We start from the raw sequence: 24,064 nt of genomic DNA, 5'->3' as shown, positions 1-24,064 counted from the left end.
TAAATGACGACTAACCTAAAGCGACATCTGCGCGGGTAGAAAAACGGTAACCTGTACCACGAACCGTTTGTACATAACGGTCTGCACCAAACGGTTCCAGCACTTTACGCAAACGACGGATATGTACGTCAATGGTACGATCTTCAATATATACGTTACCACCCCAGACCTGATCCAGCAATTGAGCACGGGTATAGGCACGTTCCGGATGCGTCATAAAAAAGGCCAATAAACGGTATTCTGTGGGTCCCATTTCTAAAATATTATGACCATGACTGACCCGCTGGCTGACAGGGTCGAGTACCAGACCATTAGCATCAATAGTTTTTTCACCGTTTAGGGCATTGGCACGGCGTAACACGGCCTTAATGCGGGAAACCAGTTCACGGGTGGAAAACGGTTTGGTCATATAGTCATCTGCACCGGCATCCAGACCTTGTACTTTATGGTCTTCTTCAGCGCGGGCAGTGAGCATGATCACGGGAATTTCTGATAGGGTTTCATCGCGTTTCAGACGGCGGCACAGATCTACACCGCTGACACCACCCGGTAACATCCAGTCGAGTAGAATAAGCACAGGGCGTTGATCCACAATCATTTGATGGGCCTGTTTGGCATCTTCAGCCTGTAGGCATTGGAAGCCCGCCATATCCAGCGAGGTATGGATCATTTCCCGGATCGGGAGCTCATCATCGACGATTAATATATAGTCATCTTTCACAGCGCAATACCCTATTTCACGTAAACGGTGGACCGTTTTATATTTATGACAGGCTTATTACAAAGATTAATTATGACAGTATCATTGCAGAATAGGTAGTTCGACTGAATTTAGCAAAAAAATTGTCACAATTTAAAATAAGATACAATCAAGAATTTAAAATAAATCAGTTAGATAAATATATTAAATTCAAGGTGTTGAGTATTTTTTGATAGTTTGGTGACCAGGGCTGTGCCGGAATCATATTTTTTCTTTTTTCGAAAAAGTCTCAAGCAGTGATAAAAAAACGATACTGCAAGAAGACAGTACATCCTCTATGGAGAGCTTGAAACCACTGACCACCCAGCGGATGGCGATTTGCGTGACATAGCCATTTAAACCGGTCGAAATCATCGAAATTTCACGTTCAGAGCGGTTAATGTTCGGCATCATCAGCATCACAAAGGCATGAATCATACGGTCAAAACGTGACATGGTTTCATGGATGGTGGCCTGGTTATGCAGCTCCTGAACCAGCATGGCATCAATATAAATAATCCGTGCCATACCCGGATTGTCTTTCAAGGTGGTGAGCAGGGCGGTTAAACCGGCTTCGATCATTTTCCGCGGATCGGTCGAGGCCTGCATAATCGCCTGCGTGACATTGTGCTGTAACTGATCAATCAGCTTTAAAAAGATGGTCTGAAACAGTTCATCACTTTTCTTAAAGGATTCATAGAAATAGCGTTCAGTCAGTTTGGCTTCCGTACAAATATCTTTGACTGTGACTGCAAAAAAACCATGTGTACCATAGGCTTCAATTCCGGCTTCAATCAGTTTTTCTCGACGTGCCTGTTTACGTTCGCTTAAAGACATCCCTTTAAATTGACGTTCTTTGGTTTTTGCCGGTTTATTTTGATTTTCTTCGAAATTTTTGTGCTGTTCAGTCATAGATGTGGTGTGCCGAATGAAATCGAGGTTTTGCCTTATATTAACAATAATTTATCTTTAGACCTATGTTTAAAACAAAGCAGCAGCTTTTCCAGTACAGGGAGGAATAGACCATATATTATATTGACAATTGTTATTGTCAAAATTATATTGGATGGATGAACTGCAATCTTCCAGACAGAAAAACAATCGAAATGTTTAGATGGATGAGGCAGCAAGCTGAATAAGGATAGCTCATGAAAAATTTTAAAAATAAAGTCGCAGCCATTACTGGTGCAGGGTCGGGTATTGGGCAGCAATTGGCCGTACTTTTGGCCAAGCAAGGCTGCCATTTGTCTTTAAGTGATGTCAATGAACAGGGTTTGGCGAAAACAGTTGAACTGGTCAAAGACAGTCATGTCCGTGTGACGATAAAAAAAGTCAATGTGGCCAAACTGGAAGAAGTGCGCGCGTGGGCTGCTGAAACTGTTCAGGATCATGGTTCCGTCAACATGATTTTTAACAATGCCGGTGTGGCATTGGGCTCAACCGTGGAAGGGGCGAGTTACGAAGAACTGGAATGGATTGTGAATATTAATTTCTGGGGCGTGGTGTATGGCACCAAAGAGTTCTTGCCTTTAATCAAACAATCGGGTGAAGGGCATATCATCAATATTTCCAGCCTGTTTGGCCTAACCGCACAGCCGACCCAGTCTGCCTATAACGCGACCAAGTTTGCTGTGCGTGGTTTTACCGAATCCTTGCGGCAGGAACTGGATATTGAAAACTGCGGTGTTAGCGCGCTGTGTGTACATCCTGGCGGTATTCGGACCAATATTGCCAATGCAGCAAAAATGAATGACAGTATCCGGTCTTTAGGCATGCATCCGGAAAAATCAGCCAGGTCTTTTAATAAATTATTACGTTGTCCGCCTGAAGAAGCAGCCCGCCAAATTTTGGAAGCAGTGCAAAAAGACAAGCGCCGTCTGCTGATTGGCAACGACGCCAAAACCCTGGATTTAATCCAGCGTATTTTGCCGACCGGTTATCAGCGTGTCACAGCATTTGCCACCAAGTTAAGCAATAAAAACAAAAAATCGGCTTAAAAATACGGCTTTTAAAAAACCCGCAAATTGCGGGTTTTTTTATGTGCTGAAATGCAGCTTTTCAAATCCTCTCCAAAGTATGCTTTTTTAAGTTTTAACCCGTCAATTAAAGTGATAGGAGAGACTCAGAAATAATTTGATATCTAAAAATAAGAAATAAAAATAAAAAAACCAGCTGAATTTAAATAAGCAAGTGTTGGAATATCAACACACATATCGCGTTAAAACCAACATTTCTGGTTGGGATAATTGTAATAAATTTAATTAAAACAATAACTTAAAATGTTGGCATGCTTGTTGTAATAACAGGGAGGTGTAATGATAAGAAATTAGGTAAATCTCATGACAATTTTAAAAGATTTAAAGGCAAAACAATCGCGTGCTGCTCAAGTACGTTCTCAACTTGATTATCCGGTGATTGATACGGATATCCATACCAATGCCTATAGTCCGGCTCTGGAGGATTATATTGCGCAGTATGGGGGTTCACGTGTGGTCGATGTATTTCGTAGCCATTTAAAAAGTAATGGTTTAAACGCATTAGCGGCAGAGTGGTACAACGCCAGCCCGGAAGAACGTAAAAACCGTCGTCTATTCCGTCCGCCATTTTGGGCACTCCCTTCAGAAAATACTTATGACTTGGCAACGGTTGCCTTACCGGGCTTATTGTATGAGCGTCTGGAAGAACTCGGTACGGACTATGCTGTGCTCTATCCGAATCTGTCTTTATTTCCAATTAATTCATCCAATGATGACCTGCGTCTGTCCTTAACCCGTGCAATTAACCATTTCCATGCCGACATCTATAAGCCTTATGCCGACCGTCTGACGCCAGTGGCTGCGATTCCGCTGAATACGCCGCAAGAAGGGATTGAGGAACTCGAGTTTGCACAAAAGTTGGGATTAAAAGCTGCCCTGATTCCGGGTGCAGTACGTCGTCCAATTCAGGCTGTTGCAGAGAAATATCCTGAAGATACAGACCTGCGTCGTTATGCTTACTGGTTAGATTTCTTCGGTATTGACAGTGAATATGACTACGACCCGTTCTGGCAAAAGAGTGTGGATTTGGGGATTAACCTGTCGACGCACTCGGGCAGTCAAAGCTGGGTGGCACGTAATTCACCAAGCAATTATATGTTTAACCACATTAACCATTTTGCCGATGCCTCTGAAGCATTGGCCAAAGCCTTGTTTTTTGGCGGTGTCACTGAACGTATTCCACAGCTTCGTATTGCACTTTTGGAAGCAGGGGCTGCCTGGGGACAAAATGTGTTAACTCATCTGGTTGACCGTTTTGAAAAACGCGGTAATGAACATGTGCAACAGTACAACCCTGAGCGGCTAAACCGTGAATTGGCGCTAGAGCTCTATCGTCAATATGGACATACCTTGTACCAGGGTCGTGAACTGAATGAAGCTGAGATTATCGAGAGTTTATTTGGCGTGGCTTCAACTTCACGTTTCCAGACGCAAAATCCAGCTGAAATAAATGATTTTGCCTTGGCCAAAATACAAAACAAACAAGACATTTGGGATCGCTGGGTACCGAACTTCTATTTTGGCAATGAAGCAGACGATCGCACGATTGTCGGTGCATTGAATCCTAAAGGTAATCCATTTGGTCAGAAAATTAATGCGCTCTATTCATCAGATTCAGGCCATTGGGATGTGCCTGAATTAACTGAGCCGTTGGCAGAAACTTGGGATCTGGTTCAAGAAGGCGCGATTACGGCAGAAGACTTCAAGGCCCTGGTATTCACCAATCCATACCAATTCTATACCGAGAATAATCCTGATTTCTTCAAGGGAACGCAAGTTGAACACAAACTGAAAAACAATCAGGCCGCTTAAACCTAACTATTTGGAAAATTGAAACAACCTCATGCCTTTGGCATGGGGTAGGGGAAATTTTGTATTTAAAACAATAGATGAAGTGAATGTAACAATGAGAAAGACGAGTTTAACTGTTGCGATTGGATTTATTCTGACGACGACATCGAGTTTTAGTTTTGCCCAGGATGCCACTCTCAACAAGCAATTGGAGGGACTCAAAAAGCAGATTGAAGTTTTACAACAGCGTTTAAATGCAGTGGAAGTGCAAAGTTCGACATCCACAAAAAAAGCAGTTGTTCCAGCCACTGTGAATGCGGATAACAGCGAAGAACTGACCGCTCAAGACAGCGAAACTGGCGAAGAAGTCGTAACGGCTGAAGCGACCCCTGCAACATCCGACGATATTGAAGGTTTACGTGCCGATATCGAAAACTATAAATATGACCAGTCTCGTCAGTATGAACGTCAAACCGTGAAGTCGACCCGCGATACGACTTTATTCGGTACGGTGCAACTGCGTGCCAATGTGCAGGACAATAACACTGCGCCCAATACGCCTAAATCGAGCTTTGATGTGGGTACGGCATTGCTGGGCGTGCGCGGTAACTTGTTTAAAGATTATAACGAAGGCAAAAACCTCGATTACCAAGCCTCATTCGGCTATTCAAAACGTAATGATGGCAGCAACAACAGTAACTTTAACTTGCTGGATGCTTATCTGCGCTATCACGTATTTTCCACCAATGGCGGTGCAGAAGTTCCCAAGCTGAACCTGACTTTGGGTCAACAACTCTTGCCATTCGGCTTGGATGTGCAATCTCCGGAAGATTTACGCCCCACTATCAGCACTGCAACCGCACCCACGTATCTAGGTTTATTTACCCGTCAAAATGGCTTGATTGTGCGTGGCGATGTCAAGCCATTTGTGGACTATGGTGCGAACTATCGTGCCCCACTATTTGAATACGCGCTTGGGGTGACCAACGGTAATGGCAGTAATAAAACCGATGACAACAATAGCAAAGATTATATTGGTCGCGTGGCATTTACCTTACCTGTGGATTATGCCAGCTGGCTTCGCGAGCTGAAATTCGGTGCGTCCTATATTAAAGGCGAAGCAAAATTATCCGGCTCAGGCATTAGCGACAACAAAGCCAAACGTGATCGCCTTGGTTTTGACGTGTATTACAACCATGCACCCTTTGGCGTGACCTATGAATATCTGCAGGGCAAGACAAATTATATCGATACGACTGTACCAGCCATAAAAGAAGCCAAAGCAGAAGGCCATACCGTCACTGCATTTTATACCTTGGGTGACCAGTTCTATAACAGCATTAAATCCAATGCCAAGTTTGATGATTTCTGGCCGAAATCAGTTCAGGGTTACTACCGTTACGACAGCTATAACCCGAATAAAAATCAGAAAGATTATCTCGATAGTGCAAGTGGCCGTATAGGTGAATATGACATTCATTCACTGGGTCTCAACCTGTTTTTTGCCCAGACCACCAAATTCCAGTTACAGCTCAATCACTACATTTATGACATTGAGACTGCCACCCAAAAAGACACTAACGAATTGCAGGCGCAATTCCAGTACACCTTTTAATTTTGATTGTTAAGGAACAGATTTAATGAAACTTTTTTCTAAAAAAATTGCGGCAACATTTCTAGCCCTCTCCGCATTCGGTTTAAGTTTACACATCCATGCCGCCAACCCGAAAGAAATCCGCATTTCTATGTCGGGTGCCGGTGAAGGCGGTAAGCCAAAAACAGGCGGGAGCTTTGTTGCTTCAGCGCATTTACGTGGTGTGTTGGAACAGGAATTTAAGAAAGATGGCATTGCAGTGAAATGGTTATTCTTTCCGGGTGCAGGACCTGCCACCAATGAAGCCTTAGCCAACGGTAAAGTCGATTTTGCTTTACATGGCGACTTGCCGTCATTGGTGGGTCGTTCAACGGGCCTTAAAACCAAGGTGCTATTTTCAACTGGCCGCTTTGGCCCAACCTATGTAGTAGTGCCTGCGAGTTCAAATGCCAAGTCATTTGCAGACTTAAAGGGCAAGAAGTTTTCAATCTTTAAAGGGACAAATCAACAGATCGTTTTTAACCGTGTCCTGGCTAAATATGGCTTTACTGAACGTGACTTACGTGTCATTTCACAAGACGCTTACTCTGCGCGTACCGCACTGGCCACCGGGGATATTGATGCTGCGATTACTTCACCCTTTAGTCTGGTTTCACGTGGGGTCGCCAAGAAGCTTATTGAAATTAAAGATCCAAAAGTTGCCCCACTGGCGCATTTCTGGGTAACTGAAAGTTTTGAAAAACAATATCCAGAAGTGACGCAGCGAGTCGTTACCACGCTGATCAAACAGGCAAAGTGGAGCTCGGAAGAAGCCAACCGTGTCACCCAGTATAAGCTGTGGTCACAAAGCGGTATACCACTGGTCGATTACCAAAAAACTTGGGATGGCTGGAACTTGAAAGACCGTACTTCGCCATTACTGGACGAGTTTCATCGTGCACAAATTGACAGCGCATTAAAAATTGCCAAAGACGCAAAACTCATCCGCCGCGATGTCGATACCAAAACCTGGTATGAGCCGAAGTACTTAAACAATGCCTTGAAAGAACTGAATTTACAGAACTATTGGCGTGCATTTAATGCCAATGGTCAGCCGAAATAATTCAGGAATGTGGTTATGAATCCGATTGAAAGCAATGTTGTCCTTAGCCCCCTGAGCGCAAAATTCATGGGCAGTTTTGTACTTTTGACCATTATTGCCGGTTTAGGCGTCGGTGTTGCCCGTATTTTGATTTCATTGTACGCCGTGCAGCTCGAAGCAACAGAGCTTCAGTTGGGACTGATTGCAGCAGCGCAAAGTGCAGGCATTCTGCTGATGGCGCTGCCGATTGGGGTCATGGTGCAGCGTCTCGGTTCACTGAAAGTTTTTAGTCTGGGTAGTGTGATGGGTGCAGCTTTGTATGCGCTCACCCCACTGCAGGAAAGTGCCTGGTATTTACTGGCATTGACAGCCTTGGTGAGCTTTGTCTTGCCGATGCGCTTTGTCTCGATTAATACCGTTTTCCTGAGCAATTTAAAGCGTCTTGGGCCAGCCAAAGCAGGCTGGTTCAGGGGTTCACACATGATGGGATTTTTCCTGATCGCCCCGGCTTTAACCGTCTTGCTGATTCAGCACTTTGGTTATAGCAGCAGTTTTTACTGTGTGGCCTTAATGTTTCTGGCCACGCTATTTTTTGCCCCGTTTTGCTTTCAGCAAGTACATCAGACTGCAGCCAATGCACCGCATTTTCAATGGCGAGATGTAGTTGCCCCACTGGCATTACTGAAAGCCCATGCTGCCTTGCGTATGGTCTGCGCTTTAGAGTTTTTAAGCAGTCTGGCCAATAACTTTTTTGGTTTTTTCATTGTCGTCATCGCCATTCAAAGCTTCTCCATGGCTGAATCGGCGGCAGTCATGTTGTTGACGACCCAAGGCCTGGTTTTTGTCGGTTCCTTATTTACCCTGGGCGGTTGGGCCGAACTGATTGGCTATCCGAAATTTTACTGGATCGGACTGAGCTTAATGGGCAGTGCCTTACTGATTTTAGCCATCACGCCGATTACATTCTGGATGTGGCCGGCATCGCTGATGCTGGGTCTTGGTTTGGGCATGCTGCACATTGCCAACCTTATGGCATTTGCCAGGGTGGGCGAACAAACCGCAATGGCAAAAATTTCACCGATTGTAGCGCTGGTTGGCCCAGCCGGTGGCTTGTTTGGCGGCTTTTTAGGGGCTGCATTGGGTGCTAGTGTAGGCTTACAAAACCTGTTTTTCCCGATTGGTCTGGCCTTTATCGGACTGATTTTATTGATCTCTCGTGATCAGGCATTTATCTCTTTTTTAAAGCCTGATGATTCACAACAACCAGCAGAAGGACAAGAATCATGAGCCTTACGAATGTAAGCACACATTCGGTACAGTGGCAAAGTTACCGTAGTGCATTTGAATTTTTTAAGAAATACCTGAAAGTAACCTTGCAATTGGCTTGTGGTCTGCTGCTACCGGTGTTGTTTTTGGCGGTGTGGCATGTGGCAACCGTGCAGCAGTGGTTGCCAGAGCAAATTTTGCCAGCGCCACAATTGGTGTGGACGACCACTGTTGAACTTTGGCAGTCTGGCGATTTGCAATTCCACTTTGCCACCAGTGCCAAACGTATTTTCTGGAGCGTGGCTTTAGGGGTGAGCGTAGGCTTAAGTTTGGGGATCTGGTTTGCATTATCACAGCGTGCGCAGCGTTTTGTCTTGCCAACGATTCAGCTCCTGACCCAGTTTCCAATTATTGGCTGGATTCCACTGCTGATGATTTTCTTGGGTATTGATGAAGCCTTGAAGATTGTCGCGATCTCATTAGCCGTGGTTTCACCGGTGCTGATCGCAACCTTTAAAGGCATTCAGCAAGTACCAAACCGTTTAATTGAAGTGGCACTGGTTTACCAGTTTTCTAAATTCCAGACTTTTTCCAAGGTGATTTTACCGGCAAGCCTCCCTGCGATTATTAGCGGTTTACGCCAAGGCGTGATGCAGGCGTGGCTGGCTCTAGTGTTTGTGGAATTACTGGCAAGCAGTGAAGGCATTGGCTTCCTCATGGTCTGGGGACGTCAATTGATGCAGATGGATATTATTTTCATGGGCATTATTTTAATTGGCATCACGGGTTTTGTTCTGGACAGTGGTTTGGCTGCTTTTGAACGTCTTGCTCGTTTTTATGCAACACGGGTAGGGGGTTAATCATGTCAGAACTCAGTCTTGAAAAATCAGCCATCCGTGTAAATTCAGCTGTGGAAAAAAGTATTAAAGTGCTGCAAGCCTTGATTTTACCCCTCGCCTTTATTGCACTCTGGACCGTGGCTTCAGCCTTACAGTGGCTGGATGCCAAACTGATTCCATCACCCTTGACGGTATTCAACGGAGCAATCCAGAGCTTTAGCCAAGCCGAATTTTGGCAGGGTTTTGTGGCGAGCTTAAGTCGTAATTTTGTCGGCTATGCAATTGGCGCAAGTCTGGGCGTGACCTTTGGTGTGGCTTTAGGGACTACACGCTGGATCAACTGGTTATTTGCACCCGGTTTTAACGTATTACGTCAGGTGTCACTGTTTGCATGGTTGCCGTTGATCTCGACCTTTTTAGGTTATGGCAACGGTGCAAAAATCCTGTTTATCAGCCTTTCGGTATTCTATCCCGTGGCACTGCATAGTCTTGAAGGCGTGAGCAGCATTAGCGCCAAATACAGCGAAGTCGCAAGAGTCTATCAATTTCCCAAACACTACACCTATCGCAAACTCATTCTACCGGCAGCCAGTCCACAGATTTTTGTCGGTCTGCAACTGGGTTTGATTTTTGCCTGGCTGGCAACCGTGGGTTCAGAATTTTTACTGGCAAATTATGGCATTGGGCTGGGTAATCTGGTCATCCGTGGCCGTGAGCAATTTAATGTGTCGCTGATTATTTTAGGCATGCTGAGCATTGGTATTGTCGGGGTGATCTTAAACAGCATTCTTGCGCGGATAGAACGAAAAGTACTGCGCTGGCAGCAGCGTAGCTAGGAGAAATAACAATGAAAATACTCCCAAAATTTTGGCAAAAAGCGGTCTTGGCTGCCGTGATCGGTGCAAGTGTCGTTGCAGGCTGTAGCACAGAACAGTTGGTAAAAAATCCTGCCGCAGCAGTGACGAATTTGCGTTACCAAAGTTATCCCGGTCTGGTGTCCTTGCCTGAACTTGCACAAGACTTGGGTTACCTGGGCAAAATTAAACTGGATTATGTCGGCACGGTACAGGGTGGTCCACAAGACCTACTCACGCTGGTTGCAGGCGATGTCGACTTTGCCTCGGCCTTTAATGGGGCGGTGGTCAAAGTGATTGCTGCAGGTCTGGATGTTGTACCGGTTGTTGCCTCTTATGGCAGTGATGCGGAAATGAATGTGGGTTTCTATGTACTGGAAAATAGCCCGATTCGTAGCGCACGCGATTTTATTGGCAAAAAAGTCGCGGTAAATGCCTTTGGCGCACATTATGAATTTATCGTGAAAGATTATTTACTGCGTCATGGTTTAACCGAAAAAGAAATTCGTGAGGTGGAGCTGATTGTCTTGCCGCCAATCAGTGCCGAGCAAGCCTTACGCAATGGGCAAATTGATATTGCCGTGTTCTCGGGCATTTTGGAAAAACGCGCATTAAAGAGCGGCGGTGTACGTCCGGTGTTTAAAGATATTGAGTTATACGGACCATTTACTGCCGGCAGTTATTCAATGCGCCGTGACTTTATTGAGCAAAACCCGGAGCTGGCCAAAACCTTTGTCAATGGTGTGGCACGTGCACAAGAGTGGCTACACAACACACCAAAAGAACAAATTATTGCGCGTATGGAAAGCATTATTGATAAACGTCAGCGCAACGAAACCAAAGTCCTGATCCCGTTTTATACCGGAACCGGTGTACATGCAGTGGGTGGGGTGCAAAAAGATCAAGACTTCGCGCCTTGGGTCAAGGCTTTGGTACAAGAGCAGAAATTAAAGCCGCATCAGCTCAATGTCAGCACGTTGTACAGCAATGAATTTAATCCTTATGCAGCACAAAAAAATTAAGATTAAAAAAGGAATATAACCATGACCAGTGCTTTAAATTTAGATCATGTGCGTAAGGTTTTTCCCGCACAAAATCATCCCAATAGCAAAAACTACAAACCTGAATTCGTGGCGGTTGAAGATGTCACTTTAGATATTCAGCAAGGTGAATTTGTTTCCATCGTGGGTCCTAGCGGCTGCGGTAAATCAACTTTACTTGACCTGATTGCCGGACTGACCAAACCTTCTTCGGGACAGATCTTACTCAGTGGCAAACAGATTAGCCAACCCGGTCTGGATCGTGGCATTGTGTTTCAGCAATATGCGCTGTATCCCTGGCTGACCGCTTTAGAAAATATTGAATTTGGTCTGGAAGCCAAAGGTGTAGATAAAAAAACTCGCCGTGAAAAAGCTTTGTATTACCTGCAACTGGTCGGGCTGTCCGGTTTTGAAAAACATTATCCGAACGAACTTTCAGGCGGCATGAAACAGCGTGTCGCAATTGCACGCAGCCTCGCCTATGAACCTGAAATTTTATTGATGGATGAACCCTTTGCTGCACTGGATGCACAAACCCGTGAAACCCTGCAAGAAGAACTGATTAAAATCTGGCAAAGCTCGAAAAAAACCATTGTTTTCATTACTCATAGTATTGATGAAGCAATTTTCCTGAGTCAGCGCGTGGCCATTATGACCTCTAGACCGGGACGGATTAAGGAAGTCATCGACATTCCAGTCAGCCTGAAAGCCAAAGGTGAGGACATTCGCTCCACGGCCGAATACGGCAAAATTCGTCATCAAATCTGGTCACAGCTCAGCGAAGAAGTGATTAAGGCGCAAGCACTCGAAAAAGACAAACAGCTTGCTCACGCATAAATAAAATTGAGGATTATTCATCATGTCATCGACTCAACAGGCGATTCCGCATAGCCCGACCTTTAGCCCGTCCAAACCACGCCTGGAACTAAGCTGGCTGAACACCATTTTTAAACGCAGTATTGCCATCATTTTATTTTTATTACTTTGGGAAAGTTTGCCACGCTTAGGTGTGGTCAGTCCCGCATTTTTACCACCGTTGTCAGTCGTCCTGGATACGGCATGGCAGCTCTATCAAAGTGGTCAATTGGGTACGCATTTCTTTGCCAGTATTCAGCGCTCGATTATTGGTTTTGTTTTGGCCTTAGCGATTGCCATTCCACTGGGTTTGGTGATTGGTTGGTACAAACTGGTTGCAGAAACTTTAAACCCATTGTTGGAACTGTTTCGTAACACCACGGCGTTGGCCTTAATGCCGTTGTTTATTTTATTTTTAGGCATTGGCGAAGCCTCTAAAATCAGTTTACTGGTCTATGCCTGCACCTGGCCAATTCTTTTAAATACCATTACCGGCGTACAAACGGTTGATCCACTACTGATTAAATCCGCACGGACCATGGGCTTAAAACCCTATCAACTGTTCCGTAAAGTGATTTTACCCGCTTCTGTCCCGACCATATTTGTCGGTATCCGTCTGGCCGGTGCGATCTCGATCCTGGCTTTGGTGGCAGTAGAAATGTTTGGTGCCAAAGCAGGACTGGGTTATCTGATTATGTATTCACAGTTCAGTTTTGAAATTCCACAAATGTTCGTGGGAATTTTAGTGATTACCTTAGTCGGATTATCATTTAATTATATTTTGATTGGCCTGGAAAAATACTTTACGGCCTGGAAACGTAATCCAGTCGAATAATAAAAAACATTAAAATAGACTTTTTTCATAATTATTCACACCCTCTTTATTTTTCTCCCATAGGGAGAAATAAAAAGGAATTTATAAAAGAAGACTAATAAAAAACCTCGATAGATAAATCGAGGTTTTTTATTATCAGGTTAAAATTTAAATAGTAAAATAAAAGCATAATAAAATAAATGAGAGGATATTTATAATAAACCATATTTAATTAACCGGGTACGAATGACATTACGGGTCACGCCTAATAATTTGGCCGTATGTACCTGGTTGTACTGGCAGTATTGATAGGCACTACGAATAAATTTTTCTTCAATCAGCTCATTGATATTGGTCTGTTTAAACTGTTCCGAAGACTGAAAAATACGCTGAAATGTCTGTTCCAAAAGTTGTCCTGCATCCTGAAGATCCTTAATTGTTCCATTCACTGAAGCAGTTGAAGCAAAGCTAAAAGGTTCAGTTTTCTGGGCAATCGATTGAATACTGGAGAAAGTAATATCTTCCGGTTCAATCACGCCATTTTTACTGACTAAAACGGCATGGTGAATGGTATTTTCCAACTCGCGGATATTGCCGGGCCAAGGGTGCAAAGTCAGCTTTTTGAGCGCCAGTTGACTGAGGCGCAATGGGGTCGCATGCGGGTCGGTCTGGTAGACTTGAATAAAGTGTTTTGCCAGCGGCAGAATGTCATCACGACGCTCTGCAAGCTTTGGAATTCTGAGTAAAGCCACATGTAGACGATAGAATAAATCTTCCCTGAAACGTCCGTCCTGTACGGCTTTTTCCAGATCGACATTGGTCGCGGCAATAATGCGAACATTGATTGGAATCGGCCTGAGCGAACCGACACGCACGATTTCGCGTTCCTGTAAAATTCGTAATAATTTGACTTGCATCGACAGGGATAAATCGCCAATTTCATCTAAAAATAAAGTGCCATTATGGGCTGCTTCAAACCAGCCCACACGGGTATGGATTGCACCGGTAAAAGCCCCTTTTTCGTGTCCAAAAAGTTCACTTTCGACTAATGATTCGGTGAAAGCGCCACAGTTCACCGCCACAAACGGGCCTTTGGCACGATGGCTGAGCTGATGAATCTGCCGGGCGACCAGTTCTTTGCCCGTACCGGTGTCGCCAATAATCAACGCATTGGCTTCACTTGGCGCAATCTGTTCAATACGGGCAAGCAGCGCCTGTGATAAAGGATCTTCAAATACCGTCGCCGTTGCACGCTTATGCTTCAGGGCAGAGGGTACATTGGGGTGGGTTAAAATAGACATGAGATTCTTATACTTGTTGAAAATGTTAATCATCATGAAATATTTAAAATGGAATGATAAATAATATATCGGTATTTGATTATCGCTTTCAGATATAAATTAAAGCTGGGATTCTTTATCTGTTTAAAAGATAAAAAAAATAGGGATAACTAAAGGATAAATCAAGATAAAGCAAATCAATAATCTGTTTTATATTAGAGATCTCTAAATAACAAAAGGCAGAATTAAAATGGCAATTACTTCAGTAAATGTACGTAACCAGTTTAAAGGCATTATTCAAGAAGTATTAGAAGGTGACGTTGTTTCAGAAATAAATGTGGAAACCAAAGCCGGTCTGTTTACTTCAATTATCAGTACCCGTTCAGTCAAAGACCTAGACCTTAAAGTCGGTTCTGAAGTTGTGGTGTTGATCAAATCGACGGAAGTGTCCCTGGCGAAGCTTTAATTCGCCAGTGCCTCAAGCTTTACAGGAGAATTGAGAGATGACACAGCAAGCAACAGGCCATGTATCTATTCAGCAGCTCAGCAAAACCTATCCGACACAAAACAATGACGCTTTAACTGTGCTGGACGATATTAATTTAGACATCCAGCCGGGTGAATTTATCAGTATTGTCGGCAGCAGTGGCTGCGGCAAGTCCACACTGTTACGCTTATTGGTGGGACTGGAAAATAGCTATCAAGGCCAGATTCAGGTGGATGGCAAAAAGATTTTTGGCACCAGTTTACAGCGTGGGATCGTGTTTCAAGACCACCGTCTTTTTCCGTGGTTAAGCGTGCGTGAAAATGTGCGTATAGCACTGCATCAGAGTAAGCTGACACGGGCTGAAGAAGACAAGCTGATTGATGAACATCTGCAATTGGTTAATCTGACCAATTTTGCCAATGCCTATCCATCCCAGCTTTCAGGCGGCATGAACCAGCGTGTGGCGATTGCCCGCAGTCTGGTGAACCGCCCGGAAATTTTATTTCTGGATGAGCCTTTTGGTGCACTGGATGCCTTAACCCGTCAGAACCTGCAAGACGAATTACAGCGGATTTGGCAGGCAGAAAAAATTACTATGGTGATTGTGACCCATGACGTTGAAGAAGCGGTATTTTTAGGTGATCGCGTAGTAGTGATGCAACCCCATCCGGGCCGGATTAAACGTATTGTTGATGTCCCGGTTGCCCATCCGCGTAAACGTGAAGATGTACGTTTGCACAATATTAAAAATGACATTTTGACGGATTTTAGCGATCCGTTAAAAGACCAGTTACACCATAATAAACCGGCAGCGAAATTTTCAGATTATCAATTTGCTTGGTAATCCTATCTTCTATTTTATCCAAAAGCCTGCGTAAAGTAGGTTTTTTTAATGTCTGCTTAAAACAGCCAGAAATAAAAAATCCCTCACGGGTGAGGGATATTCAACTGCTTTTCAATCAAGATGCTTTGACTTGCTGACCTGCCACAACATACTGGTTTTCAGGACGTTTTAAACCTAAGTTTTCGCGTAAGGTTTTGCCTTCATATTCGGTACGGAATAAGCCACGGCGTTGTAATTCCGGCACAATAAATTCCACAAAGTCATTCAGACCGGCAGGGGTGGTCGGTGGCAAAATATTAAAACCATCCGCCGCTTCATTTTCAAACCAGTTCTGTAGCTGATCGACCACCTGTTCCGGTGTACCCACCAGCGTCCAGTGCCCACGTGCCGAGGCAATATATTCATACAGCTGGCGAATGCTGAAATTGTGCTTACGCGCAATATCAATCATCATCTGCTGGCGGCTGGAGAAATTAATATCGGCATCTTCCAGTTTAGGGAAGGGGGCATCCAGGTCATATTTCTCCAGGTTAATTCCACCGGATAAACCTGACAGTAAACTTAAGCCAACTTTGGGATGAATCAGGCTGTTTAATAACTGGTATTTTTCCTGTGCTTCCTGTTCAGTTTTCGCAACAAAAATGGATACACCCGGCATGATTTTCAAGTCATCGGCATGACGGCCATATTTCAACAGACGGCTTTTTACATCGCGGTAAAATTCCTGTGCATCGGCCAGGTTTTGTTGCGCGGTGAAAATCACTTCGGCATATTTACCTGCCAGTTCACGGCCATTTTCCGATTGACCTGCCTGTACAATCACCGGGTAGCCTTGTGGTGGACGAGAGATATTTAAGGCACCCTCAACTTTAAAGTATTTTCCTTGATGTTTGGGTTCGTGGAATTTGCTGACATCAAAAAATTGGCCGCTTTCCTTATTGTAAAGGAAGGCATCATCCTCCCAGGAATCCCAGAGTTTTTGTGTCACTTCAATGAATTCATCAGCACGTTCATAGCGTGTTTTCGGATCAGGATGCTGTTCCAGTCCGAAGTTACGTGCGGTATCAGCTGAAGCTGTGGTTACGACATTCCAGGCAGCCCGACCTTTGGAAATATGATCCAGCGAGGCATATTTACGCGCCAAAATGTAGGGATCTTCATAAGTGGTCGATGCGGTGGCAATAAAACCGATATTTTGGGTCACTGCTGAAAGGGCTGCAAATAAGGTCACCGGTTCAAAACCGACCGCTTTGTCGCCTAAACCGCGTTGGCCTTCTTTTGCATTACCCCAACTGACCGATAAACCATCGGCAAGGAAATAGGCGTCAAATAAGCCTTTTTCTGCTGTTCGTGCCAGTTCAATTGCATAATCAATATTTAAATGATCTTGCGGACGCGATTCAGGATGACGCCAGCCGGCAGCATGTTGCGATGTTGTGGGAATAAAGGCACCGAGTTTAATTTGACGCTTAGACATTGTTCTATCCTATGAAGTGTATTTTCTCAATAGTGTCTATTTCAAGATGCATGCCATTTTAAAAATATAATTAAAACAATAATATAAAATACATAATATTTATATGTGTTTAATGTTCAGCAGTAAAAAAGTTGCTTTGTTGCAAATGCAACAGTAGAAAAAATGCAGTACTTATATGAAATAAGGTCGATCTTCAAAAAAGAATACTTTGGGGCAAAGTAGTGATGAGATTAAAATGAGGTGAATTTCAAAATACATAAAAAATGCCCCGAAGGGCATTTGGGTAGTTCTTGAATTAAGAGGCCTGCGCTTGTTTTTGCGCCAGTACATACTGATTTTCCGGACGTTTCAGTCCCAAGTTTTCACGAAGGGTGCTACCTTCATATTCAGTACGGAACAGACCGCGACGCTGCAGTTCTGGCACAATCAGCTCAACAAAATCGTTCAGGCCTGCTGGAGTACTTGGTGGCAGAATATTAAAGCCATCTGCAGCTTCATTTTCAAACCATTCTTGTAGCTGGTTCACAATCTGCTCAGGAGTACCCACCAGCGTCCAGTGGCCACGTGCAGAGGCTACATATTCATACAGTTGGCGGATGGTAAAGTTATGCTTGCGGGCAATATCAATCATCATCTGCTGGCGACTGCCAAAATTGATCAAGCTTTTATCCAGTTCAGGGAAAGGCTCATCGATGTCATATTGTTCCAGATCGATTCCGCCGGCCAAACCGGAAAGCAGACCCAGACCGACTTGTGGATGAATAAGACTGTTTAACAGATCGTATTTTTCCTGTGCTTCTTCTGCCGTTTTTGCCACAAAAATCGAAACACCCGGCATGATTTTCAGGTCATCCGGATGACGGCCATATTTAGCTAAACGACCTTTCACATCACGGTAAAATTCCTGTGCATCGGCTAAATTCTGCTGGGCAGTAAAAATCACTTCGGCATATTTTCCAGCCAGCTCACGGCCATCTTCCGACTGACCTGCCTGTACAATTACCGGATAGCCCTGTGGCGGGCGCGGTACGTTTAATGCTCCTTGCACTTCAAAATATTTGCCCTTGTGCTGAGGTTCATGAAATTTTTCTGGCTGGAAAAACTGTCCAGAGACTTTGTCATATACAAAGGCATCATCTTCCCAAGAATCCCAGAGTTTCTGTGCAACCTCAATAAATTCATGTGCACGTGCATAGCGGCTTTTTGCATCTGGATGTTCGGACAGGCCAAAATTGCGCGCGACTTGTTTAGAGGCTGTGGTGACTACATTCCATGCCGCACGTCCTTTGGAAATATGATCCAGTGAGGCGTATTTGCGTGCCAGCGTATATGGGTGCTCATAGGTGGTCGATGCAGTAGCGACAAAACCAATATTTTTCGTCACTGCAGACAGGGCAGCGAATAGGGTGACTGGTTCAAAGCCAGTATCTTTATCGCCCAGACCCCAGCCTTTGCTGGTGGCGGAACCCCAGTCGCCGCGTACAGCTAAAGTGTCCGCCAAAAAGTAGGCATCAAATAAACCACGTTCTGCCGTTTTGACCAGCTCAATGGCATAGTCAATATTTAAATGATTCTGCGGACGTGAGTCCGGATGACGCCAGCCGGCAGCATGCTGAGAAGTGGTTGGAATAAAAGCACCAAGACGGATTTTACGTTCAGCCATGAGAAAAACCTTGTGTTTTTTATGTTGTCAGCTGGTTATAACAAGGAATTTTCAGGCTTAAAAATACGATAAAATTAAATCCATATAAAAAATATGGATTAAGCAGGAAATACGCCAATCACAAGTTTTTTGCTTGGATTTATTTCGCTGTTAAAGGCTGAATATTACACCAGTGCCTTAATGGTCTTTTTCTTCCACACCAATTGGTAATACAGCCCCTGCATGATGCACAAGATGACAAAGGCCAATGCATAAGCATACCAGATCCCTTGCAAGCCCCACCATCGACTGAACAGATAGGCACAGGGCACTTCAATCAATAAAATCGCAGCAATATTAATCAGCATCGGTAAGGTCACGGTACCGCTGGCACGCATGATGGAAGCAAAAATTGCACTGGCGCCAAAAAACAGGATAGACCACAACACAATAAATAACAGTTGCTGTCCCAGTACCACCACCGTTGGATCAGTAATAAATAAGGCCATCAGATATTTCGAGAACAGATAAGCCAAAGCTACCAATCCACCGGTAATGGTGATATTCATAGCGAGTGCAGTATGGGTCACTTTATTGAGCAGATCCGATTTTTCTGCACCAATTGCCTGTGCTGCAAAAATCGAGGCGGCAATGGAAATAGATAGGGCGGGAAACTGGATGTAATTCAAGACCTGATTGACTGCGCCATAGGCTGCAGTGGCATGTGAACCATAACGGTTGACCAGCCCGACAATCACCAGTCCGGCAACTGAGGTAGTGACCATTTGTACACCAGTAGGAATGCCTAAACGTAGAATAATTATACTCATTTCCGGGTGATGGCGAATATGGCTGAGTAAATGACGGTCAGGCTTCAACGGGTGACCTTTTTTATTCAGGTAAATGTACAAAAAGATCAGGACTGCCAAGTAACCGATAGCGGTCGCAATCGCTGGAGCAATAATGCCCATTTTCGGAAAACCAAAATATCCGCCAATCAGCACCGGTGTGATCAGGACCCCGATCAGAATAGTCATAGCGGAGGCAATCAGCGGTGTGGTACTGTCACCGACTCCGCGCAAAATCGAGCTATAGATAATATAAACAAACAGTAAAGGACTGCCGGCCAGCATCCACTGTACATAAGGCAGCGACAGGGGCATCACCTCTGGGGCGGTACCTAGGGCCAACAGAATGTTTTCGGCAAAAAACACCCCCAGCAGGGCAATGATACTACCTCCAATGAGGGTCATGAACAGGGTAGAACCCACCACATAGCGTACTTTTTCAATGTTTTGCGCCCCCCATGCCTGTCCAACCAATACCGTAGCACCTGCGGAAAGTCCAATCACAAAAGCCAGTAGGCAGAATAAAATCGGGAAGAACACCGCCACCGCTGCAATGGCATTGACCCCCATCATTTGTCCGACAAAAATGGTATTTATGGTTCCGGACAGGTTTTGCAGAATATTGGTCGCAATTAACGGCCATAGAAAAATCAGAAATGTTTTCCACAGTTTTTGCTGGTTAAACAAGGAGTGATGATGAGGAGGCATGGAACGTCCTGTAACTATTTTTTATCTTTTGATTATCATTGCTAACCCTACCTGAGTTAACTTAAACAAGCCTTAGTTTTTCCGTAACCAAGGCCGAATTTGATCGGAAATGACGAATTTAAACAGCCGATAAAATAGCCGAGGCCTGTTCCAGGGTTTCATCTTTTTTGGCAAAACAGAAGCGGATTAAACGTAAATTTTCCGGGGACTGTTGATAAAAAACCGAAACCGGAATGGCAACAATGCCATGCTGTTCCGCCAGAAATTTACACATCTCGACATCATCCAGATCGGGACGGATAGCACTGTAATTCAGGTTTTGAAAATAGGTGCCCTGTGAAGGGGTAAAATGAAAACGTGAATTACGCAGCCCTGAATTAAACAGGTCACGCTTTTCCTGATAAAAATCTGCAAGCCCTTCAATATGTTCAGGATGCTGCTGCATAAAAGTGGTCAGTGCCATTTGTACTGGTGTTACCCCGCAGAAACTGGCGAACTGATAGACCTGTCTGAATATTTTCATCAGTTCAGGTGAGGCAATGCAATATCCGGTTTTCCAGCCGGTGACATGGAAAGTTTTACCAAAAGAACCGATCACTATGCTGCGGTCGCGAAGCTCCGGAAAAGACAAGGCTGAATAATGCTTTTGACCGTCATAAATCAGGTGCTCATAAACTTCGTCGGATAGGACAATAATATTTTTATCGCGAATCAGTTCAATTAAATTTAACCAGTCCTGACCTGACCAAATGGCGCCGCTCGGATTATGCGGGGTATTCACAATGATCATCCGGGTCTTGTCATTAATGGCATCTTTCACCCGATCCCAGTCCACTGAAAATTGTGGAGCGGTCAGGGGAATGTGAACAGCTTTAGCTCCCACCAGTTTAACGCTGGGTCCATAACTGTCATAGCAGGGGTCAAAAATAATCACTTCATCACCGGCATGAATCAGTGCTTGAATGGCAACAAAAATGGCAATCGTGGCTCCGGGCGTAATGGTGATTTCAGTCAGTGGATCAATTACCAATTGATCGCGTTTTAAAAATTGCTGGGCTACCTGTTCACGCAGTGAAATCAGACCATCACTGGGAGCATATTGGTTAAAACCATCTAGAGTCGCCTGGCTTAAGGCTTTGAGTAGCGCGGGTGGCGCGGCAAAGTCGGGAAAACCTTGGGAAAGATTTAAGGCATTCAGGCGATGTGCCATCGCGGTCATCACGCTGAAAATGGTGACACCCTGTGCCGGTAGTTTGGAATGAATCTCAAGCATGACCCGAACTCTTCAATATTCTTATGCTGTTCAGTGTAGCAGCAAGCGCAGCACAGCAGAATAAAAGGATGGACTTAAGCTCTGCACATTTTTATCTAATTTCATCCATTTAACTGAATTACGCCAATGGATAAAATTAACAAAAAACCTACTGGACTAAAAAAACAACATTTTCTAGAATGCGTCTCAAATTAAAATAACCCTATAAAAATAATAAATCATGATGTTTAAAAATATCCATACGCTGATGGACAGTATGGGCTTGAGTTTGCAAAAGCGCGCCCTGCACATCCAGTTTTCCAATGAATTGCTAAATTCTCAGGTCTTTATTCAACGTATTGAAGGGCAGCACCGCATCAATCAGGGCCTAAAAGCTGAACTGATATGTCTGTCGACGCATGCTTATATTCCCTTAAAACAATTTATTGGCGGACTAGTAGCGGTTGATCAGGTGACCGATGCAGGCGAGTTGTCCCGGATGACTGGGGTAATTACTGCTGCCAGTCAGGGGCAAAGCGATGGTGCACTGACCCTGTATAAACTGACCTTTGAAGATGCAACGGCACTGTGGCACAAGCGCCGTAACAGCCGCGTGTTTATGAACAAAAGCGTGCGTGAGATTAGCGAAATCCTGTTTAAGGAATGGCAAAGCAAAAGTGACCTGTTTGCAGCCAGTCTCAGTTTAAATATGCAAGGCCTGAGCAAAGAATATGATGTGCGTCCTTTTGTGATGCAGGCTAATGAAACCGATTATGAATTTCTCACCCGACTGTGGCGCAGCGAAGGCATCAATTGGCTGATTGATGAAGCCGAGCATGTCGTTGCCAGCTCGGCAGCAGGTATTCAGGCGCAAAAATTATGTTTGATTGATGAGAATCATCAGTTTAATGCCTTAAAAAGAAGATCGGTGCGCTTTCATCGCAGCCATGCCGCAGAAGCGTTTGACAGCATCACCAGTTTTATTGCCAAACGCGCTTTGCAATCGACCGCCGTTCAGGCTCAGCGCTGGCAAGCCAGTCTGCTGTCTCAGGAGCAACCCTATTCCCAGTTGAGCAAGCATCAGCATAGTGATGTACAGGACAATGCAAGTTTAAGTCTGGAACAGGCATGGAGCATTAGCCCCGCATGGACACCTGACTTAACGGGTACGGATCAAAGTACTGTCTCAAACAACCAGCAATTGGAAAAACTGAACAGGCAACTGAGCCAGTACCAAGACTTGCAGGCCAAATATTTTACTGCCCAGAGCAGTGTACGTGATGCTCATGTCGGCTACTGGTTTGAATTGCTCGGCCATCCTGAAATTGACCAGCATTCGGGTTCAGACAAAGAATTCCTGATTTTAGGCAAGTCTTTTTATAATCAGAATAATTTGCCGAAAGACATCCATCGGCAAGTCGATAGCTTGTTGAGTTTAAGCCGTTGGCAGCAGCAGGGTGAGGAACGACAGGGGAATGAGCTGTATCTGGTGCGCCGCAATATTGCCGTAGTGCCTGAATTTCATCCCCTAAATCACCGACCTGTAGCGTATCCGCAACGTGCCAGAGTAGTCGGTCCGGAAGGGGAAAGTATTTATGTCGATCAGTGGGGGCGAATAAAAGTCCGCTTTTTGTTTACCCGTGACGAGGATCATGGACATGATGGCGGAGCCGGCAGCAATGACAATGATAGCGATTCAGCCTGGGTGGATGTCCTGACCCCGTGGGCAGGTGAAGGTTATGGTGTGCGTTTTCATCCACGGATTGGTGAAATTGTGGTAATTGACTTCTTTGAGGGGGATGTGGACCGGCCTTTTGTGGTGGGGCGGATTCATGAAGCGGAACGCCATCAGACCATGTTTGATGGCAAAGGGCAGTTACCGGAGACCAAAAAGCTCAGTGGTATCCGCTCGCAGGAAGTTGGTGGGTCGGGTTTTAACCAATTGCGTTTTGATGATACCTCTGGACAGATCAGTAGCCAGTTACAGAGTAGCCATGGCGCAAGTCAGCTGAATTTGGGACATCTTAGCCATCCCAAAGCTGCTGAGGCCAGTGAGGGTCGTGGTGAAGGTTTTGAGCTAAGAACGGATCACTGGGGTGCTGTTCGGGCGGGTGAAGGTTTGCTCATTTCCACACATAAACAAGATAGCGCGGCAGGTCATCATTTAGAGGTGAATCAGGTCAAACGTCAGCTTGAAAATAGTTTCAATCATTCAAAAGCACTCAATGACATAGCGAAAAATCAGCAAACGGATGCACTCACCATTTTAGACAATTTAAAGCATTTTCTAGAACAGATGGGCTTTGTTGCACAAAGATTTGAAATGCAAAGCGCCCCTAATTGAGCCAAATTTAAGGCGTAACTTGGGTAAGTGGTCGACCTAATTCCGTAAATCTATTAAGGACTGCTACACGTGCATGGATCTCATTCACTTGGCTATCAAAACTCCTTGCACTGTGTTTATCTCCTAATAATTTGATGCAATGCATCTTAGTTTCAACCAAACTTCGCCGATGATAGCCTGACCATTTTTTCCATAGTGTCCTGCCTAAACGTTTAACTGTTCGAAGTAATTCATTTCGCTCTAGCGAGCTACTCTTTGTATCTTTCCATGGTT

Annotated in this window: 20 protein-coding genes and 1 pseudogene; 13 read left to right on the top strand and 8 right to left on the bottom strand. The window is 44.7% G+C overall.

Translation table 11 applies throughout. The features are described from left to right. Positions 1 to 10 precede the first annotated feature (10 nt). Positions 11 to 721, bottom strand: a complete 711-nt coding sequence (gene phoB / locus FTU91_RS03445; RefSeq protein ID WP_180080961.1) for a phosphate regulon transcriptional regulator PhoB — start codon at positions 719 to 721, stop codon at positions 11 to 13. A gap of 240 nt (positions 722 to 961) precedes the next feature. Next, complete coding sequence (locus FTU91_RS03440) at positions 962 to 1,651, bottom strand: TetR/AcrR family transcriptional regulator (protein WP_180080959.1); 690 nt, start codon at positions 1,649 to 1,651, stop codon at positions 962 to 964. A gap of 236 nt (positions 1,652 to 1,887) precedes the next feature. Between FTU91_RS03440 and FTU91_RS03435 the strand changes: the two genes are divergently transcribed. The 10 genes from FTU91_RS03435 (at position 1,888) to FTU91_RS03390 (ending at position 12,930) form a co-directional block, all read left to right on the top strand. Then, positions 1,888 to 2,736 carry an SDR family oxidoreductase gene (locus FTU91_RS03435; RefSeq protein ID WP_180080957.1) on the top strand — a complete coding sequence of 283 codons (849 nt, stop codon included), beginning with the start codon at positions 1,888 to 1,890 and terminating at the stop codon, positions 2,734 to 2,736. A 342-nt stretch (positions 2,737 to 3,078) separates the two neighbouring features. After that, positions 3,079 to 4,587, top strand: coding sequence for an amidohydrolase family protein (locus FTU91_RS03430; protein WP_180080955.1), 1,509 nt, complete (start codon positions 3,079 to 3,081; stop codon positions 4,585 to 4,587). 94 nt (positions 4,588 to 4,681) lie between these two features. After that, on the top strand, positions 4,682 to 6,181 hold the full coding sequence (locus FTU91_RS03425; protein WP_180080953.1) for a carbohydrate porin: 1,500 nt from the start codon (positions 4,682 to 4,684) through the stop codon (positions 6,179 to 6,181). Positions 6,182 to 6,206: 25 nt separating this feature from the next. Then, positions 6,207 to 7,262 (top strand): ABC transporter substrate-binding protein, encoded by a 1,056-nt coding sequence (locus FTU91_RS03420; RefSeq protein ID WP_180080951.1) that lies wholly within the window; start codon positions 6,207 to 6,209, stop codon positions 7,260 to 7,262. A gap of 15 nt (positions 7,263 to 7,277) precedes the next feature. Next, positions 7,278 to 8,528, top strand: a complete 1,251-nt coding sequence (locus FTU91_RS03415; RefSeq protein WP_180080949.1) for an MFS transporter — start codon at positions 7,278 to 7,280, stop codon at positions 8,526 to 8,528. Then, positions 8,525 to 9,367, top strand: a complete 843-nt coding sequence (locus tag FTU91_RS03410) for an ABC transporter permease (protein ID WP_180080947.1) — start codon at positions 8,525 to 8,527, stop codon at positions 9,365 to 9,367. Before FTU91_RS03415 ends, FTU91_RS03410 begins: the two co-directional genes overlap by 4 nt. 2 nt (positions 9,368 to 9,369) lie before the next feature. Further along, the gene (locus FTU91_RS03405; RefSeq protein ID WP_180080945.1) at positions 9,370 to 10,182 is read left to right on the top strand and encodes an ABC transporter permease; all 813 of its coding nucleotides are present in this window, start codon (positions 9,370 to 9,372) and stop codon (positions 10,180 to 10,182) included. Between the two features lie 11 nt (positions 10,183 to 10,193). Continuing rightward, positions 10,194 to 11,222, top strand: a complete 1,029-nt coding sequence (locus FTU91_RS03400) for an ABC transporter substrate-binding protein (protein WP_180080943.1) — start codon at positions 10,194 to 10,196, stop codon at positions 11,220 to 11,222. Between the two features lie 21 nt (positions 11,223 to 11,243). After that, positions 11,244 to 12,077: an ABC transporter ATP-binding protein gene (locus tag FTU91_RS03395; protein ID WP_180080941.1), complete on the top strand. Its 834-nt coding sequence runs from the start codon at positions 11,244 to 11,246 to the stop codon at positions 12,075 to 12,077. 22 nt (positions 12,078 to 12,099) lie between these two features. After that, positions 12,100 to 12,930, top strand: a complete 831-nt coding sequence (locus FTU91_RS03390) for an ABC transporter permease (protein WP_180080939.1) — start codon at positions 12,100 to 12,102, stop codon at positions 12,928 to 12,930. 191 nt (positions 12,931 to 13,121) lie between these two features. Here FTU91_RS03390 and FTU91_RS03385 read toward each other — a convergent pair whose 3' ends face one another. Further along, the gene (locus FTU91_RS03385; protein WP_180080937.1) at positions 13,122 to 14,210 is read right to left on the bottom strand and encodes a sigma-54-dependent Fis family transcriptional regulator; all 1,089 of its coding nucleotides are present in this window, start codon (positions 14,208 to 14,210) and stop codon (positions 13,122 to 13,124) included. 229 nt (positions 14,211 to 14,439) lie between these two features. Here FTU91_RS03385 and FTU91_RS03380 point away from each other — a divergent pair, with 229 nt between their 5' ends. Both FTU91_RS03380 and FTU91_RS03375 read left to right on the top strand, forming a co-directional pair. Continuing rightward, positions 14,440 to 14,655: a molybdopterin-binding protein gene (locus tag FTU91_RS03380; protein ID WP_086176493.1), complete on the top strand. Its 216-nt coding sequence runs from the start codon at positions 14,440 to 14,442 to the stop codon at positions 14,653 to 14,655. A 37-nt stretch (positions 14,656 to 14,692) separates the two neighbouring features. Then, positions 14,693 to 15,520 (top strand): ABC transporter ATP-binding protein, encoded by an 828-nt coding sequence (locus FTU91_RS03375; protein WP_180042902.1) that lies wholly within the window; start codon positions 14,693 to 14,695, stop codon positions 15,518 to 15,520. 115 nt (positions 15,521 to 15,635) lie between these two features. Here the strand turns inward: FTU91_RS03375 and FTU91_RS03370 are convergent, their stop codons facing one another. From FTU91_RS03370 to FTU91_RS03355, 4 genes are all read right to left on the bottom strand, one after another. After that, positions 15,636 to 16,997 (bottom strand): LLM class flavin-dependent oxidoreductase, encoded by a 1,362-nt coding sequence (locus FTU91_RS03370; protein ID WP_180042903.1) that lies wholly within the window; start codon positions 16,995 to 16,997, stop codon positions 15,636 to 15,638. 295 nt (positions 16,998 to 17,292) lie between these two features. Then, positions 17,293 to 18,660, bottom strand: a complete 1,368-nt coding sequence (locus FTU91_RS03365) for an LLM class flavin-dependent oxidoreductase (protein ID WP_180042904.1) — start codon at positions 18,658 to 18,660, stop codon at positions 17,293 to 17,295. A 164-nt stretch (positions 18,661 to 18,824) separates the two neighbouring features. Continuing rightward, positions 18,825 to 20,195, bottom strand: coding sequence for an MATE family efflux transporter (locus FTU91_RS03360; protein ID WP_180080935.1), 1,371 nt, complete (start codon positions 20,193 to 20,195; stop codon positions 18,825 to 18,827). A 118-nt stretch (positions 20,196 to 20,313) separates the two neighbouring features. Further along, the gene (locus tag FTU91_RS03355; protein ID WP_180080933.1) at positions 20,314 to 21,468 is read right to left on the bottom strand and encodes a methionine aminotransferase; all 1,155 of its coding nucleotides are present in this window, start codon (positions 21,466 to 21,468) and stop codon (positions 20,314 to 20,316) included. Positions 21,469 to 21,691: 223 nt separating this feature from the next. Between FTU91_RS03355 and FTU91_RS03350 the strand changes: the two are divergent. Next, positions 21,692 to 23,737, top strand: a pseudogene (locus FTU91_RS03350) (type VI secretion system Vgr family protein); the annotation flags it as partial. Between the two features lie 61 nt (positions 23,738 to 23,798). Here FTU91_RS03350 and FTU91_RS03345 read toward each other — a convergent pair. Next, positions 23,799 to 24,064 (bottom strand): transposase (locus tag FTU91_RS03345; protein WP_368856201.1); only part of this gene is annotated, 266 nt, incomplete at its 5' end.

The sequence above is a fragment of the Acinetobacter sp. YH12201 genome (assembly GCF_013418145.1).
Classification (GTDB): domain Bacteria; phylum Pseudomonadota; class Gammaproteobacteria; order Pseudomonadales; family Moraxellaceae; genus Acinetobacter.
The sequence above is the reverse complement of the archived record's forward strand: the minus strand, read 5'-3'. Positions and strand labels throughout refer to the sequence as shown.

Excerpts from the sequence above, each read along its gene's own strand:
- FTU91_RS03405 (WP_180080945.1), top strand. The coding sequence starts at position 9,370 with ATGTCAGAACTCAGTCTTGAAAAATCAGCCATCCGTGTAAATTCAGCT.
- FTU91_RS03430 (WP_180080955.1), top strand. The coding sequence starts at position 3,079 with ATGACAATTTTAAAAGATTTAAAGGCAAAACAATCGCGTGCTGCTCAA.
- FTU91_RS03415 (WP_180080949.1), top strand. The coding sequence starts at position 7,278 with ATGAATCCGATTGAAAGCAATGTTGTCCTTAGCCCCCTGAGCGCAAAA.
- FTU91_RS03360 (WP_180080935.1), bottom strand. The coding sequence starts at position 20,195 with ATGCCTCCTCATCATCACTCCTTGTTTAACCAGCAAAAACTGTGGAAA.
- FTU91_RS03375 (WP_180042902.1), top strand. The coding sequence starts at position 14,693 with ATGACACAGCAAGCAACAGGCCATGTATCTATTCAGCAGCTCAGCAAA.
- FTU91_RS03370 (WP_180042903.1), bottom strand. The coding sequence starts at position 16,997 with ATGTCTAAGCGTCAAATTAAACTCGGTGCCTTTATTCCCACAACATCG.
- FTU91_RS03400 (WP_180080943.1), top strand. The coding sequence starts at position 10,194 with ATGAAAATACTCCCAAAATTTTGGCAAAAAGCGGTCTTGGCTGCCGTG.
- FTU91_RS03435 (WP_180080957.1), top strand. The coding sequence starts at position 1,888 with ATGAAAAATTTTAAAAATAAAGTCGCAGCCATTACTGGTGCAGGGTCG.
- FTU91_RS03365 (WP_180042904.1), bottom strand. The coding sequence starts at position 18,660 with ATGGCTGAACGTAAAATCCGTCTTGGTGCTTTTATTCCAACCACTTCT.
- FTU91_RS03355 (WP_180080933.1), bottom strand. The coding sequence starts at position 21,468 with ATGCTTGAGATTCATTCCAAACTACCGGCACAGGGTGTCACCATTTTC.
- FTU91_RS03395 (WP_180080941.1), top strand. The coding sequence starts at position 11,244 with ATGACCAGTGCTTTAAATTTAGATCATGTGCGTAAGGTTTTTCCCGCA.
- FTU91_RS03390 (WP_180080939.1), top strand. The coding sequence starts at position 12,100 with ATGTCATCGACTCAACAGGCGATTCCGCATAGCCCGACCTTTAGCCCG.
- FTU91_RS03440 (WP_180080959.1), bottom strand. The coding sequence starts at position 1,651 with ATGACTGAACAGCACAAAAATTTCGAAGAAAATCAAAATAAACCGGCA.
- FTU91_RS03410 (WP_180080947.1), top strand. The coding sequence starts at position 8,525 with ATGAGCCTTACGAATGTAAGCACACATTCGGTACAGTGGCAAAGTTAC.
- FTU91_RS03425 (WP_180080953.1), top strand. The coding sequence starts at position 4,682 with ATGAGAAAGACGAGTTTAACTGTTGCGATTGGATTTATTCTGACGACG.
- FTU91_RS03385 (WP_180080937.1), bottom strand. The coding sequence starts at position 14,210 with ATGTCTATTTTAACCCACCCCAATGTACCCTCTGCCCTGAAGCATAAG.
- FTU91_RS03380 (WP_086176493.1), top strand. The coding sequence starts at position 14,440 with ATGGCAATTACTTCAGTAAATGTACGTAACCAGTTTAAAGGCATTATT.
- FTU91_RS03420 (WP_180080951.1), top strand. The coding sequence starts at position 6,207 with ATGAAACTTTTTTCTAAAAAAATTGCGGCAACATTTCTAGCCCTCTCC.